The organism is Nocardioides speluncae (assembly GCF_003121585.1).
In the GTDB taxonomy this organism is placed as follows: Bacteria; Actinomycetota; Actinomycetes; order Propionibacteriales; family Nocardioidaceae; genus Nocardioides; species Nocardioides speluncae.
In genome coordinates this window covers 26,112-41,593 of sequence record NZ_QEOO01000034.1, presented here as the reverse complement: position 1 = coordinate 41,593, position 15,482 = coordinate 26,112, and the positions used below count along the sequence as shown (strand labels likewise).

General features: G+C 69.3%; 14 protein-coding genes. All 14 read left to right on the top strand.

Annotated elements, in window-relative coordinates:
- The first annotated feature begins 30 nt into the window (after positions 1 to 30).
- Positions 31 to 2,325 (top strand): ATP-binding protein, encoded by a 2,295-nt coding sequence (locus tag DDV73_RS29210; protein WP_109508557.1) that lies wholly within the window; start codon positions 31 to 33, stop codon positions 2,323 to 2,325.
- A gap of 104 nt (positions 2,326 to 2,429) precedes the next feature.
- The gene (locus tag DDV73_RS17505) at positions 2,430 to 3,803 is read left to right on the top strand and encodes an FAD-binding oxidoreductase (RefSeq protein WP_109508591.1); all 1,374 of its coding nucleotides are present in this window, start codon (positions 2,430 to 2,432) and stop codon (positions 3,801 to 3,803) included.
- 2 nt (positions 3,804 to 3,805) lie between these two features.
- The gene (locus DDV73_RS17500; RefSeq protein ID WP_109508556.1) at positions 3,806 to 4,198 is read left to right on the top strand and encodes a nuclear transport factor 2 family protein; all 393 of its coding nucleotides are present in this window, start codon (positions 3,806 to 3,808) and stop codon (positions 4,196 to 4,198) included.
- Between the two features lie 5 nt (positions 4,199 to 4,203).
- A complete protein-coding gene (locus DDV73_RS17495; protein WP_154402797.1) occupies positions 4,204 to 5,451 on the top strand; it encodes a cytochrome P450 in 1,248 nt (415 codons plus the stop codon).
- Complete coding sequence (locus DDV73_RS17490; RefSeq protein WP_109508554.1) at positions 5,451 to 5,663, top strand: ferredoxin; 213 nt, start codon at positions 5,451 to 5,453, stop codon at positions 5,661 to 5,663. Before DDV73_RS17495 ends, DDV73_RS17490 begins: the two co-directional genes overlap by 1 nt.
- Entirely contained in the window at positions 5,660 to 6,817 is a 1,158-nt protein-coding gene (locus DDV73_RS17485; RefSeq protein WP_109508553.1) for an LLM class flavin-dependent oxidoreductase, read from the top strand. Before DDV73_RS17490 ends, DDV73_RS17485 begins: the two co-directional genes overlap by 4 nt.
- Before the next feature lie 3 nt (positions 6,818 to 6,820).
- Positions 6,821 to 8,062 (top strand): NAD(P)/FAD-dependent oxidoreductase, encoded by a 1,242-nt coding sequence (locus DDV73_RS17480; RefSeq protein WP_109508552.1) that lies wholly within the window; start codon positions 6,821 to 6,823, stop codon positions 8,060 to 8,062.
- Positions 8,059 to 9,576: an aldehyde dehydrogenase family protein gene (locus DDV73_RS17475; protein WP_206050933.1), complete on the top strand. Its 1,518-nt coding sequence runs from the start codon at positions 8,059 to 8,061 to the stop codon at positions 9,574 to 9,576. The genes DDV73_RS17480 and DDV73_RS17475 overlap by 4 nt, the downstream gene beginning before the upstream one ends.
- Positions 9,573 to 10,724, top strand: coding sequence for an LLM class flavin-dependent oxidoreductase (locus tag DDV73_RS17470; protein WP_109508551.1), 1,152 nt, complete (start codon positions 9,573 to 9,575; stop codon positions 10,722 to 10,724). Before DDV73_RS17475 ends, DDV73_RS17470 begins: the two co-directional genes overlap by 4 nt.
- Before the next feature lie 25 nt (positions 10,725 to 10,749).
- Positions 10,750 to 11,148, top strand: a complete 399-nt coding sequence (locus tag DDV73_RS17465) for a RidA family protein (protein ID WP_109508550.1) — start codon at positions 10,750 to 10,752, stop codon at positions 11,146 to 11,148.
- Positions 11,145 to 11,678, top strand: a complete 534-nt coding sequence (locus DDV73_RS17460) for a flavin reductase family protein (protein ID WP_109508549.1) — start codon at positions 11,145 to 11,147, stop codon at positions 11,676 to 11,678. Before DDV73_RS17465 ends, DDV73_RS17460 begins: the two co-directional genes overlap by 4 nt.
- Entirely contained in the window at positions 11,675 to 13,102 is a 1,428-nt protein-coding gene (locus DDV73_RS28255; protein WP_161962443.1) for a M29 family metallopeptidase, read from the top strand. Before DDV73_RS17460 ends, DDV73_RS28255 begins: the two co-directional genes overlap by 4 nt.
- Positions 13,099 to 14,592 carry a CoA-acylating methylmalonate-semialdehyde dehydrogenase gene (gene mmsA / locus DDV73_RS17445; RefSeq protein WP_161962442.1) on the top strand — a complete coding sequence of 498 codons (1,494 nt, stop codon included), beginning with the start codon at positions 13,099 to 13,101 and terminating at the stop codon, positions 14,590 to 14,592. Before DDV73_RS28255 ends, mmsA begins: the two co-directional genes overlap by 4 nt.
- Complete coding sequence (locus tag DDV73_RS17440; RefSeq protein WP_161962441.1) at positions 14,580 to 15,458, top strand: amidohydrolase family protein; 879 nt, start codon at positions 14,580 to 14,582, stop codon at positions 15,456 to 15,458. Before mmsA ends, DDV73_RS17440 begins: the two co-directional genes overlap by 13 nt.
- The last annotated feature ends 24 nt before the right edge of the window (positions 15,459 to 15,482 follow it).

The window sequence follows — 15,482 nt, the reverse complement described above, 5'->3', positions numbered from 1 at the left end:
CACCCCACCCGTCCGCTCAGTAGGGATCCAATGGCACCGCAGCCGGACCTCATGGCCGGGGAGCTCACCAGCTTCGTCGGCCGCAGGCAGGAGCTTGCCGACGTACGCCGGCTCCTGTCCACCGGCCGGTTGGTGACGCTCACCGGGATGGGCGGGGTCGGCAAGACCCGGCTCGCGCTCCGGCTCGCCACCGAGGCCCGTCGAGCGTTCCCGGACGGCATCGGGGTCGTCGAGCTAGCCCTCCTCAAGGACCCGGAACTCCTCCCGCACTACGTGATGGAGACGCTGGACATCCGGGACCAGTCGTCGCGACCCGCGGTCGACGTCCTTTGCGACCATCTGCACGCGCAACGGCTACTGCTCGTCATGGACAACTGCGAGCACGTGGTCGCGGCCGCGGCGCACCTCGTCGACACGCTCCTACGGGCGGCACCAGGACTGCGGGTCCTGGCGACCAGCACCCAGCCGCTCCGCCTCTCGGCCGAGCACGTGTTCGTGGTCCCGCCGCTCCGTGTGCCGGGAGCCGAGGATCATGTCGAGCCTGGCACCGCGACGCAGTACCCGGCGGTGTCGCTCTTCGCTGACCGCTCGAGCGCCGTCGTCCCCGACTTCACGTTGGTGCCGGGCAACGAGGCTGCGGTGGTTCGGCTGTGCCAGCGCCTCGAAGGCATCCCGCTCGCGATCGAGCTGGCTGCCGTCAACCTCAAGGTCTTGAGCATTGACGGCATCATCGAGCGGCTCGACGACCGATTCGCTCTCCTGCGAGAGGGCAGCCGCGACCTCCCGGAGCGGCACCGCACGCTGCAGGCGGTGATCGACTGGAGCCACGACCTATGCACCGCTCAGGAACAGGCCCTCTGGGCCCGGGCCGCCGTCTTCACCGGCGGGTTCACCGTCGAGGCACTCGAGACCGTGTGCGCGGACGACGTGGTCCCCGCGGCGACGATCCTCGGCACGGTGTCCGGCCTCGTCGACAAGTCCATCTTCGTCCGCGAGCAGGTCGGCTCAGGTGTGCGGTTCGAGATGCTCGAGACGATTCGGGCCTACGGACTGACACAGCTCCAGCACTCCGGCGCCGAGCACGCGACGCGCAGACGCCACCGTGACTGGTGCCTGAACCTTCTCCTGAGCGCCGGCGACGCCTGGACGGGCGAGCGGCAGGAGGACTGGGCGACCAGGTTGATGGTCGAGCGACCCAACCTGCGCGGCGCTCTCGAGTGGAGCCTCGCCGAGCCCGGTGAGGCGCGCATGGGTCAGCACATGGCGGCGGCACCGTGGTTCTGGCTGGCCCTGGGCCACTTCGCGGAGGGCCGGCTCTGGCTCCACCGCGCGCTCGCATTGGACGACACACCCGGTCTCGAACGGTCCTGGGCACTGGTGACGATGGCGTACCTGGCGGTGTGCCAGGGCGACACTGGCGAGGTCCCCGAGCTGATCCGTCAGGCACTCGAGGCCACGCCCGACGACGCCTCGGTCGGGGCGTTCGCTCAGCTGGTGCTCGGCACCGAGCGCAACATCGACGGGGAGCTGTCCGACGCCGTCGAGTTCCTCACCGATGCCTTGGAGCGGTTCTCCACCGTCGACCTCCCCGGTCAGTACGCAGACCTTGCGCGGATCGAGCTCGCGTCCGCCCACATCCTGTCGGGCCAGCTCGACGCCGCCGGGACCCTCGTCGACGAGCTCTTCGAGCGCTGCAGGGTCACGGGCTCACGATGGCAGCTGTCGTACGCGTTGTGGGGGCGGGGCCTGATCGGGCTCCTCCGGGACCAGCTCGACCAGGCCGAGGCGGACGCCTCCGAGGCGATCCGGATCAAGCGCCACTTCCAGGACACTCTGGGACTCGCGCTCACGGTCGAGCTGCTCGCCTGGATCACGGTGCAACGCGGGGATGCCCGCCGCGGCGCGACGCTGATCGGCGGCGCGAACGGGATCTGGCAGACCGTCGGCAGCAGACTCATGGGCTCGTCGCACCTGATCGAGATGGGTGAGAGGTTCGAGGCGAGCGCGCGGAGCTCGCTCGGGGAGGGCGATTACCAAGCCGCCCGCGACCTCGGGACCCGGCTGGCCGTCGACGAGGCGGTCGCGCTCGCCCTCCGCGAGCACCCTGCGCCGTCGCGGACACCACCTGCGCGCGCCAGCACCGTACTCACGCGGCGGGAGCGCGAGGTGGCCGCGCTCGTTGGGGAGGGATTGTCGAACAAGGAGATCGCCAGCAAGTTGGTGATCTCGGTGCGCACGGTCGAGGCGCACGTCGAGCACATCCTGACCAAGCTCGACTTCACGGCGCGCACCCAGGTCGCGCATTGGGTCGCCCAGCAGCAGTAGGGCGCGGGCGAGGGGTTCCGCGGGCCCTCAGACCACGGATATCCGTAGTTACGTAGGTGCTCTCCGGGATTCTCCGCGGCGGCTGCCGCAGCAGGCTGTGACGCATGAGCCTTGACGTCCGCGACGTGGTGATGGCGCCGCCGTACTTCCGTGGTGAATGGATCTCGCCGGGCGATCCGTCGTACGACGAGCGGCGGGCTCACTTCAACCACGTCTTCGACCGGCGACCGGCCGTCATCGCTCGGTGCGTCGGAGTCCAGGACGTCAGGGCGGCACTCCAGGTCGCCCGCGACCAGGGTTGGGACATCGCCGTGCGCGGCGGCGGCCGGGGTCCCGGTGGCCACTCAGCGATCGAGGGCGGTCTGCTCCTCGACCTCTCGCTCATGAACGAGGTCTTCGTCGACGTCGACCGCAGGACCGCGCGCGTCGGTCCCGGCGCCACCCAGAGCGACGTGCTGCGAGAGACGGTCCCCTACGGCCTTGCCCCGATCACTGGTCTCCTGTCGCACATCGGGTTCGTCGGCGTCGCGATCTACAGCGGCACTGGCCATCTGTCGCCCCGGCACGGATACAGCTGCGACTGGGTTCTGTCTGCCCAGGTCGTCCTTGCCGACGGCCAGGTGGTGACGGTGTCACCGACCTCCCACCCGGACCTCTTCTGGGCGATCCGCGGTGCCGGCGACAACTTCGGCGTCGTCGTCTCGGTCGAAACGAGCCTCCACGCCGTGCCGGCGACGAGCACGCTGGCGACCTGGTCCTGGCCGGCCGTCGATGCTGCTCACCTGCTCTACCGGTACCGCGACTTCGAGCGCTCGGTCTCGCCTGACGTCTTCGTGGTCGCCGGCTACTCGGTGGGTCCCGGCCGGGAGCCGACCTTCGACGTGACCCTGGCCCACCTCGGAGACGAGGCCCAGGTCGCACGCGACCTGGCTGCGGTCGATGCCTTCGGCGCCCCGGTCGAGCGATCTGTCTCCGACGCGGGGTGGGTGGAGCTTCATCATGCCCTCGACGACGCCTACCCGAGCTGCCGGCAGTACTGGGCCGCCGCAGACCTCAAGGCCCTCGACGACCCCACTCTCGAGCTTCTCGCGGACGAACCCCGGCGACTCGCTGACGCAGCTGCGGGCGCGGAGCTGTTCGTCGGCTTCTACAGCTATCGAGGAGCCATGCTGCGCCAGGTCTCCTCGCCGCCGGCGGCGATGGGTCGGCGAGCAGGGTGCGAGCTGATCGCGATCGCGATGTACGACGACCAGGCCGATGACGCTGTGTGCGAGGCATGGGGCGAGGGCTTCGTCGCGCGCTACCGCGACGCCGGCCTGGTGCATCCCGGCGCCATGCCCAACTACACGACCCGCGTCGACATGCGGGACGCCTGGGGCGCGGACTACGACCGACTGGCAGCGCTGAAGGCGACCTACGACCCGCACAACGTCTTCCGCCGCAACTGCAACATCCCACCGATCACGAGGTGCCAGTGACCATGACCGACACTCATGACATCCGGGCGAGTTTCCACCGGCTCGTCGCCGCGATCCAGCGCGGCGACGTCGAGGAGGCGGTGCAGCACTTCGCCGAAGACGGTGTGGTGGTCGACTTCACCGCGCCAGAGGCTCCCCTGGTCGGGCGCACTGCCATCGCCGAGGTCCTGCGCGGCTACTGGGACCTGCTGCCCGACATGACCTTCGAAGTCACCGGCGTGATCGCGGGCGAGGAGCGCCTCTCGGGTGAGCTCGTGATCAAGGGGACCCCTGTCGGAACGACCGATCAGGTGACCCTCCGCTACGGGGTGTTCGAGCAGTTCCGCAACGGGCAGATCGTGGCCGAGCACCTCTACTCCGACTCCCGGCAGCTGCCCGCCGGACTCGGGGCGTGACGGCGATGAGCACCCATGGTGGAAGGGCGACCGAGTGCCCGGTGTCGATGCCGGTCGGACGCACGCGTCTGGTCGATCCGCCGACGGAGACGGTCCGCCTGCTCGAGGAGCAACCGATCTGCCGGGTGCGACTCCTCAACGGCGAGAGCGGATGGCTGACGACAAACTACGAGCTCGGCAAGGCAGTCCTCGCCGACCGCCGGTTCACTGCAGCCAGGATCTGGGGACGGCAGCCGGTCGGCGAGCTGGAGCGTTGGCTCGCCGAAGGAGTCGCCGAGGAGGGCAAGCCTCCTCACCTGAACGAGGCCGACCCGCCGTTCCATACCCGGCGCCGTCGAGCGATCATGAGCAGGCTCTCGTTCAAACGCGTGCAGGACACGCGCGACCGGGTCCAGGCGATCATCGACGACTGCCTGGACGCGCTGGAGCAGGCCGGTCCGCCAGCCGACTTCATGGAGCACTTCGGCACCCCCGTCCCGGGGCTGGTGCTGAGCGATCTCCTCGGCGTGCCCCGGCAGGACCGGGAGTTCTTCGTCGACCTCACGGACCGCATACGGAACCCCGACTCACCTGCGGCTGACCTCGCCGGTGACCTCCGCACGTGGGACGAGTACGTCGAGGGCCTGGTCGAGTACAAGGGCCGCAACCTCGGCGACGATCTGGTGAGCGACATGATCCGCGACGAGTCGACGACGCACGCAGAGGTCGTGAAGGACACCATCGGGGTCCTCCAGGCCGGCCACGAGACGACGACGAGCCAGTTCGGGTACGGCCTCTTCACCCTCCTGCACGACATCAGCCGATGGGATGCGCTCAAGGCCGACCCGGGCTCGATCGACCGGGTGGTCGAGGAGATGCTGCGCTACAACACGATCATCGAGCCGAACCCGACCGAGCGGACCGCGCTCGAGGACGCCGAGATCGGCGGCGCGATGATCCTGGCGGGAGAGACCGTCATCGTCTCCCTACTCGGAGCCAACCGCGACCCGAGCCGGTTCGAGGCACCCGATGAGTTCCGCCCCGATCGGAACGACAAGGGCCACATGGCCTTCGGTGGTGGCATCCACCTCTGCGCGGGCCAGCACGTAGCCCGGTTGGAGCTGACGCTCGGCTTCACGTCGCTGGTCCGACGGTTCCCGGACCTGCGGCTGGCGGGTGACCTCGAGGACATCCGCTGGATCCGCGCCAACGCCCAGACCGCCGGCCCGCTGACCCTTCCCGTCACCTGGTCACACCACACCGAGGAGCACTGATGAGCATCGACGTCGACCTCGAGTCCTGCATCGGAGCCGGACTCTGCGTGATGGCGGCACCCGAGGTCTTCGACCAGAGCCCCGACGACGGACGGGTGGTCGTGCTCGTCGACGAGCCCACGCCCGACCAGGTCCCTGCCGTGCGCGAGGCCGTCGGGCTGTGCCCGACCGCGGTCCTCAGGCTGCGCGAGAGCCAGGAGAGCACTCGATGACCGGGGGAGAGACCCGACCGCTGCTGAAGGACGGCGGGTTCAAGCTGGCGTTGTTCGCGTTCAACAACACCGGCGGCCTGTCGATGACCGCCGCCGAGGGGCGAATCGTGCCGACGTGGGACAACCAGGTCCGGCTCGCGCAGATGGCCGACCGCGCCGGCTTCGAGGCAGTCATCCCCGGCGCGCGGTGGAAGGGGTACGGCGGCGCCAGCGACTACGCCGGCACCGGGTTCGAGACCCTCAGCTGGGCCGCCGGCATCGCGTCGGTCACCTCGCAGACGACGGTCGTCGCGACCGTGCAGGTCGACACGATCCATCCCGTCCTGGCGGCCAAGCAGGCCGTCACGATCGACCACATCTCGGGCGGCCGCTTCGGGTTCAACCTCGTCGCCGGCTGGAACCAGAGCGAGATGGCGCTGTTCGGCCCCGCCCTGGTCGACCACGAGTCCCGGTACGACCGGTGCGACGAATGGCTCGACTTCGTCGAGCGCATGTGGCGCGAGGACGAGGAGTTCGACGTCACCGGCAGGTTCTACAAGGCAAGCGGCGTCCTTTCGAAGCCCAAGCCCCTGCAGCGGCCGCGGCCGGTGATCATCAATGCTGCCGCATCGGGACGAGGACAGCGTTTCGTCGCCGAGCACGCCGACGTCTGCTTCACCACGGCCGAGCGGACCGACGACATCCGGGCGAAGGTCGCGGAGATCCGGCAGGCGGTCTTCGACCACGCCGGCCGCAGCATCAAGGTGCTCGGCTGTCTGACGGTGCTGTGCCAGGACACCGAGGCGGAGGCGCGCCGGTACTGGGACTACTGCATCAAGGAGAAGGGCGACCGCGAAGCGGGTCTCAGATGGGCGCAGTCGTTCACACAGAACTCCAAGACCTACGACGAGGCGACGAACCAGCGGATCCTCGCCTCGCTCGACGGTGCGATCGCAGGACTGCAGACCCCCCAGGCGGTCGGGACGCCGGAGCAGGTCGCGGCGAAGATCATCGAGATGTCCGAGGCGGGGCTCGACGGCATCACCATCAGCTTTATCGCCGACTGGGAGAGCGAGCTGGAGCGCTTCGTCAGCCACGTGCTGCCGCTGCTCGAGCAGGCCGGGCTGCGTGACCCGTTCGTCGCGCCGGCGATCTCCGGTGCCCGAGGAGCCTGACCCATGGAATCGGTTCGTCGAGTCGTCGTCGTGGGTGCGTCGGTTGCCGGCGTCGCCGCTGCGACAGGCCTGCGGTCCGCGGGTTTCGACGGCGAGGTCGTGCTCGTGGGAGACGAGGAGCACGCGCCGTACGACCGGCCGCCGCTCAGCAAGCAGCTCTTGTGCGGAACGAGCGAGGTGGCCGACATCGGTCTCGCCAGCGCGAAGGCACTCCCCTCGGCGTCGGTGGTCCAGCGACTCGGACGCCGCGCGACCGCGCTCGACATCGAGCACCGGACCGTCGAGCTCGACCGGCGCGAGGAGCTGCCGTTCGACGGCATCGTCGTCGCGACCGGCTCGGTCGCCCGGCAGCTCCCCGGACTTCCGGAAGGCAGGGGGATTCACGTCCTCCGCACGCTCGACGATGCGGTCGCCCTCCGGACCGATCTCGTCGGTGCCCGCAGCGTCGTGGTAATCGGCGCTGGGTTCATCGGCCTCGAGGTCGCGTGCTCGGCCCGATCGCTCGGTCTCGACGTCACCGTGGTCGAGAGCGCATCGGCGCCGCTCGCCCGGGTTCTCGGCGCCGACATCGGTGCTCGCTTCACCGACCTGCACCGCGCGCACGGGGTCGATGTCCGCTGCGGTGTGGGCGTCGCCGGCGTGAGAGTCGTGGACGATCGGCTGCGAAGCGTCGACCTCGACGACGGCACGTCACTCGCCGCGGACGTCGCCGTAGTCGGCATCGGCGCCCTCCCCGCGACCGACTGGCTGTCCACCAGCGGTCTCAAGCTCTCCGACGGCCTCGTTTGTGACGAACTCCTGCGCGCCGCGCCAGGGATCTACGCCGCCGGCGACGTCGCACGCTGGGTCCATCCGCTCTTCGGGTCGATCCGCGTCGAGCACTGGATGACCGCCGTCGAGCATGCGCGGGGCGCCGCGCGGAACCTGGTTGCCGAGCTCAACGAGGACCCCGGGTCAGCGGCGCCGATGGCCCAGATCCCCTACTTCTGGTCGGACCAGTACGGCGTCAAGGTGCAGATGGCCGGCTGGGTCGACGGATACGACGAAGCGGCTGAGGTCGACCTTCACCAGCCCGGAGCCGGTGTGCTCCTCGGGCGCGAGGGCCGGCTCGTCGGGGCACTCGGCTGGTCCGCCCCCGCCTTCGTGGCCCGTCAAAAGCGACTCATCGCCGGGCGCGCGTCGCTCACCGAAGCCGTCGACTCGGAGGCTCAGCAGCCCAAGATCAAGGAAGGCGCAGCATCGTGACAGCACTGCAGACCGGGGACCGACTCGTTTCGGTCGAGCCCGACGTCATCGACTGGTTGAAGATGCCCCGGCCGATGATCATCGATGGCGAACAGGTCGGGAGCGACCGCTCGCTCGACGTGGAAGACCCCGCGACCGGCCGACGGATCGGGTCGGTGGCCCTCGCCGGACCGGAACTGGTCCAACGCGCCGTCGCCGCGGCGCGGGCGACCTTCGACGACGGTGGCTGGCGATGGATGTCGAGCGCCGCCCGAAGCAGGCTGATCCTGGCTGCGGCCTCGCTGATCGACCGGCACACCGAAGAGCTGGCGCAGCTGGACGCGCTCGACGGTGGCGTCCCGATCGAGTACGGCCGCGCGTCGATCGCCGAAGCGGTCCTCACACTGGAGTACGCCGCCGGGATCACCGCCCGGATCACCGGGCAGACGGTTGCTCCGGCGAACCACCGCGGCGACCTCTTCCAGGCGCAGGTGATCCGCGAGCCGCTCGGCGTCGTCGCCCAGATCGTGCCCTGGAACCTGCCATTCGGCATGGCGGTGGAGAAGGTGGCGCTCGGCCTCGCCACGGCCAACACCATGGTGCTCAAGCCTGCGGAGCAGACACCCCTGAGCGCACTGCGACTCGGTGAGCTGCTGCTGGAGGCGGGCATCCCTCCCGGTGTCGTCAACGTGGTCTCCGGCTTCGGCGCCGAGACGGGTGACGCACTGGTGCGCGACCCGCGGGTGAACAAGGTGTCGTTCACCGGCTCGACCGTCACCGGGAAGGCGATCGTCGTCGCCGCGTCGGCCAACCTCACCCCGGTGTCGCTGGAGCTGGGCGGGAAGTCGCCCTTCATCGTGCTCGGTGACGCAGATCTGGACGAGGCGGCGTCCGCCGCGGCGGAGAACATCTTCACCCTCAGCGGTCAGGCCTGCACGGCTCCCTCCCGGATGTTCGTCCAGCACCAAGCACATGACGAGTTCGTCGAGAGGCTGTCCGCAGCAGCCGGTCGGGTCGTCGTCGGGTCACCCCTGGACCCACGCACGACCGCCGGCCCCCTGGTTTCCGAGGTGCAGCGCCGCCGCGTCGCCCGCTACGTCGACGGCGCGCTGGAGGACGGCGCGACGCTCGCCTGCGGCGGGGCGCCCGGTGAGGGCGCCGGCTACTACTACGCCCCCACCGTCCTGACAGACACCACGCCGCGGATGACCATCAACCGCGAAGAGGTCTTCGGTCCGGTGGTGACCGTGACCCCGTTCGACACCGTCGATGAGGTGATCGCCCTCGCCAACGACACCAGCTACGGGCTGGCCGCCGGCGTGTGGACCAACGACCTCGCCGCCTCGCAGCGGCTGGTCCGCGAGCTGCAGGCGGGATCCGTGTGGGTCAACACCTACAACCTCTTCGACCCCGCGCTGCCGTTCGGCGGCTACAAGCAGTCCGGGTGGGGTCGTGAGACCGGCATGGCCGCGGTCGAGCTCTACACCCAGACCAAGACGGTCGCGGCCGCGACCACGGAGAGGACATCGCCATGACAGGTACCGTCCGGTTCGACTACATGACCCAGCTGTGGCGCGACGGGCTGAGCACGCCGTACGCCCGGCTCCTGGACGAGGCACGAGCCCAGGCGGTCGCCGCCGAAGGCGCCGGCTTCGACGCGATCCTGGTCAGCGAGCACCACTTCGACGCCGAGGGGTTCGACGTATCGCCGAACCCGCTAATGCTGGGGTCGGCACTCGCGGCCGTGACCAAGCGGATCAGGATCTGCGCAGGGGCGGCCAGCCTCCCGCTGTGGAACCCGCTGCGCCTCGCTGAGGACGTTGCGATCCTCGACCACATCGCGGGCGGGCGCCTCGACATCGCGCTCGGTCGCGGGCTGCTGGCACGCGAGATCATGACCCTCAACCCGGCGGCGGATCGCAGCAATGCCCAGCGAAGCATCAGCCTGTTCCGCGAGAGCGTCGAACTGGTCAAGGCCGCGTGGACCTCGGACGCGCTCACCTGGAAAGGGGAGCACTTCTCGTTCCCGCCCGAGGGGGTCCGCGACCTGTCGGCCTCCTGGTATCCCCGCAACCCCGCTTGGCGGTCCGAGGACGGCGACTGGGTCGGGATGGCCGTCGTACCCCATCCGCTGCAGCAGCCGCATCCACCGCTGTTCACCCCGACGGAGACTACCGAGGGCATGACGCTCGCCGCCGAGCTGGGACTGAAGCCTCAGACCTGGCAGCCGTGCGGCAAGCGGCTCGACGACCTGCTGGTCCACTACCGCGACGAGCGTCGCCGGCTCGGCGAGACCGAGGCAGAGACGGGGGAGGGCGTGGGTCTCCTGCGCCTGCTCTTCGTAGCAGATTCGGAGGACGAGGCGCGGACGGAGATCGAGCCTCTTGTGGAGATGATCGGCCGCTACATCGGCGGCATCCGGGGCAAGGCCGCCTTCGCCGACCGCGACGAGGAGCTGGTCGACGAGAACCAGATCTCGTGGTTCGACTTCCTCCGAGACCGGGACCACCTGCTCGTCGGAACACCCGACGCGGTCGAGGAGCAGGTCCGCCGGCTGCAGGAGCAGCACAACGTCGACCACTTCATCCTCTGGACCCACGGCGTGGGGACGACGCACGACGCGAGCATGCGCTCGCTCGAGCTCTTCGGCCGCGACGTAAGCCCCCGGTTCAAGGCCAACTGACAACCCGAATCGAAGGAGCACAGCCATGCGCAAGAACATCCACGTCGAGGGCTTGCCCGACCTCCGGCCGTACGGCCTCTCGCAGGGCGTCGAGACGGAGAGCCTCGTGTTCGTGCCGTCGATGGCGCTGGGGCGCGGCGAGCTGCGCCGCGACAGCAAGGCGATCTCGGTCGCGGACGAGACCCGCATCATCTTGGAGCGCATGGACGAGAAGCTCCAGGCGGTCGGGCTCTCGCTCGCCGATGTCGTCAAGACCACCTGCTACCTCACCGACCGCAACCACTTCACCGAGTTCGCGGAGGAGTACAAGAAGCACTGGGACGGCGACTACCCGACCCGGGTCACCGTGTACGTCGGACTCGCCGTCGACTGCCGGGTGGAGATCGACGCCATCGCCGTCAAACCGTCTGGAGGCGCGTCATGACCTCCGCTTCCGTCGCCGACGGCTCGACCCTCGGCGACCGCGTCCGGCGGGTGCACGCCCAGTTCCCAACCGGCGTGATGGTGGTGACCACGTCCGTCGACGGCACCCCGCATGGGTTGGCGGTGAACGCGTTCTCGAGTGTGTCGCTCGACCCGCCCGTCGTGCTGTTCTGCGTCAACAAGGCGTCGCGGACCCACGCCCACCTGTACGGCGCCGAGTGGGCGGCGGTCAACATCCTGTCCCACCGCCAGCTCGGCGTCGCGAAGCGGTTCGCCAGCTCGGGCAACGACAAGTTCGCCGGCCTGGACTGGGCCCCGAGCCCGCACGGGGCGCCGGTGGTGGACGGGGTCTCGGCCTGGCTCGAGGTCGAGCTCCGGCTCAAGATCGACGCCTCAACCCACACGATCTTCACCGGACAGGTGCACAACGCAACATCGGCCGAAGTGCCGCCGCTGGTCTACCTGGCACCGGGCCTCTTCGACGGCGCCCGACTCCTTGAGGCCACCGATCACGAGGAGGGGAAGGCATGACCGACGTCTCCGAGCGCCTCCTCGAACGCGCCCGTTGGCTGATGGACCAGCCCGAGTTCAACCTCGTCGACCCCTGCCACTCCACCGATGACATCGGGCCTCTTGAGCAGAGCATGGGGATGAAGGGCTTCCAGCCGGGCTTCATGGGCTTCGGCAGCACCAAACCCGGAGACCGGGTCCTGCTCGCCACGACGGCTCTCGACGACCCTGACGTTCGGGACGCGATCGTCGAGGCCTTCCGCGAGCGCGGGGCCAAGGTCGACCTCATTGTGGTCGACAACGGCCCCGACCGACCGATCGAGGTCGAGGACGAAATCCGCTCTTCCATCCGCCGCGAGCCCATCACGCTCGCCGCCGACGCTGACCTCCGCCGGCACTACGACATCCCGTGGGCGACGCAGCGCTACCTCAGCGGGGGCTACGACCTGTTCGTCCAAGGCCGCGCGACCACGTTCGGCCCGTGGCGGTGGGAAGGACACCCCTGGACCAGCAAGGAGATCTTCCTCAGCGAGGCCATCGTCTTCCCCCGCGACCTGCACCTGCTCATCAACGAGAAGGCCTGGGCTCCGGTCTGGGAGCAGGGCAAGGGAGCCCGGGTCCACGTCAGCGATCCCGAGGGCACCGACATCACCTGGACCCTGCTGCCCGAGTTCTGGTCCGGCGAGGGCGGGTTCTCCAAGGACCCCATCCACAACCACCACATGTACCACCCCATCCCGCCGATCTCGCCCAAGTCAGACGCCGAGGGCATCGTTGCCGGCAGCACAGGCCACTTCTCCAAGCCGTACCCACAGGTAGAGCTCCATGTGCGTAGTGGCCGCGTCGAGCGGGTCGACGGTGGGGGCGGGTACGGAGATGGCCTGCGTGAGCTCGTCGAAGAGACCCGCGACATCCAATATCCCGACTTCCCGGACAAGGGGATCCTCTGGCTCTGGGAGGCCGCGCTCGGCACGAACCCCAAGGTCGCCCGCCCGTCGCAGCCACGCATGGTCTCCAGTGGCGGCACCGAATGGGAACGCTGGCGGGCCGGCGCCCTGCACTTCGGCTTCGGCACGTGCGGCCCCTCCGACCAGGAGACCTGGGCGGCCGAGCGCGGCCTCCCGTTCGGCCACATCCATGTCCATCAGTTCTTCCCGACCATCGAGCTGACCAGGCCCGATGGCACCACGTTTCGCACCTGCGACGAGGGCCGGCTCACCGTCTTCGACGACCCGGAGGTCCGGGCCTGTGCGGCGAAGTACGGCGACCCCGACGAGGTCCTGGCTCCGCTGTGGACCCCGCCGATCCCCGGGGTGAGCATCCCGGGGGACCTCGACGACTACCGGCGCGATCCCTCCCCATGGTTCGACCACCCGTCGGCGACCCGAGTGATCCGGCACAGCCCTTCCCGCTCGACACATCGATCCGAAAGAGAACATTCATGACTGCGAACGCCAGCACGATTTCCACCCCCACGTCCGAGGAAGGCGTCCAGGTGGTGGCCAACTACGTCGGCGGAGCCTGGAAGGAGTCGACCTCCACGACGTTCTTCGACGTCGTCGACCCCTCCAGCGGGAGGATGGCGGCGGTCGTCCCCGACTCGACCCAGGCCGAGGTCGACGAAGCCGTCGCGGCAGCCGCCTCGGCGCTGCCGGGTTGGCGGGCGACGCCGGCGACAGCCCGGGCCGAGTTCATCCTGCGTTACCGGATGGAGGTGGAGCGCCGGATCGACGACATCGTCGCCGCGATCTCCCGGGACGCGGGCAAGGCCACCGCGGACGCCCGGGCGGAGGTGCTGCGGTCGATCTCGGCCCTGGACAACGCGCTGTCGCTGCCGATGACGTTGCGGGGTCACATCGTCGAGCAGGTGGCCACCTCGGTCGACACGGAGATGGTGCGGCAGCCGGTGGGCGTGTGCGCGATGATCTCGCCGTTCAACTTCCCGATGTTCTCCTCGGTGGCGCAACAGAGCACGGCCCTGGTCTGCGGCAACACGCTGATCTGGAAGCCGTCGGAGCAGACCCCGCTGGCCAACCAGGTCCTGTTCGACATCATCGACAGCCTCGGCCTGCCGCCGGGTGTGTGGAACCTGGTCAACGGCGGGCGAGACGTGGTCAACATGCTGATCGACGCGCCGGAGGTCGCCGCGATCTCCTCGGTCAGCTCCGCGCCAGCAGCGCGGGCGATCTACGCCCGCGCGGCCGGCCGCGGCAAGCGGGTGCAGGCGCTGGGCGGAGCCAAGAACCACATGGTCGTCATGCCCGACGCGGTCATCGACGGCACCGCGACCCAGATCGTGCAGAGCGGGTTCGGGTTCGCCGGACAGCGGTGCATGGCGGGGTCGGTGATCGTCGCGGTCGGTGACGCCTGGGCGCGGGTGAAACCCGAGGTGGTGAAGCGCGCCGCCGCCCTCAATCTGGGTGCCGCCGCGAAGCCCGATACGGACCTGGGCCCGGTGATCTCGGCCGCCTCCCTGCAACGAATCTCGACAGCGATCGGGCACGCGGCCGAGGAGGGCGCGACGATCGCCGTCGACGGACGGGACCCGCACGTCGACGAGGCCGGCTACTTCCTCGCCCCGACCATCGTCGAGGACGTCACCTCCGACATGGCGATCGCAACCGAGGAGCTCTTCGGGCCCGTGCTCGCGGTCATCGAGGTCGCCGACCTCGACGAGGCGATCGCGCTCATCAACGCCAGTGAGTACGGCAACGGCACCACGATCTTCACCGAGTCCGGCGCCGCGGTCCGCAAGTTCCGGGCCGAGGTCGAGGTCGGCATGATCGGTGTCAACGTCGGAGTCGCCGCGCCTGCCGCCATGTTCCCGTTCAGCGGCTGGAAGTCGTCGCTGTGCGGCGACATCCCGATCCAGGCCGAGTCCGGGGTGGACTTCTTCACCCGCCGCAAGGTCGTCACGACCCGGTGGCTGTCGTGACCGCGTTCATCGACTGGCACACCCACGTGTGGCTCCCCGAGCACCTCGGGGAGTTCGGACGGGGGCTGGACGTCGCGGGTCAGGAGCTGGCGCACCGCTGCTGGTCCGGCGAGGGAAGTCATGACGACCACGACCTCGCGATGAGGAGGTCCGGTGTGGACGGCTTCATCGTGCTCGGCCTGTGCAGCAGGTTCCTCGAGCTGGACATCCCGAACGACTACATCGCCGAGCAGGTTCGCCGTCATCCGGGTCGTGCGGTGGGGGTCGGATCCGTGGACCCCAACGACCCCGACGCCCTCACCGAGCTGAAACGGCTGCGTCTCGAGCTCGGGCTGCAAGGCCTGAAGCTGTCGCCGCCCTACCAGGACTTCCATCCGCACAGCGCCGAGGCGTGGGCGATCTACGAGCTGGCCGACCAGCAGGAGATGTTCCTGCTGTTCCACCAGGGGTCGGTCTTCCACCCGAAGTGCTCGATCGAGAACGCGAACCCGGTCCTGCTCGACAGGGTGGCATCGGCCTTCCCGCGGATGCGGATCATCATCTGCCACTGCGGCCAGCCGTGGACCAACGAGACGGTCATGCTGATGGCGCGCCATCCGAACGTCTACACCGACATCTCGGCGCGACTGAACCGGCCGTGGCAGCTCCACACGATGCTGATGAACGCGACCGACTACCGCGTCACCGACAAGATCCTCTTCGGCTCCGACTTCCCGGTCTTCCAGCCCGACGAGGCCCGCGACCAGCTGCTGACCCTCAACCAGCGGCTTCCCGGACTCCCGACCGTGCCCGACGCCGTCATCGACGGGATCCTCTTCGAGCGGCCCTTCAGCCTGCTCGGGATCGACCCCGCGGCCAACCACTGACCAGTCCCAGAGCAGCCACAGAGA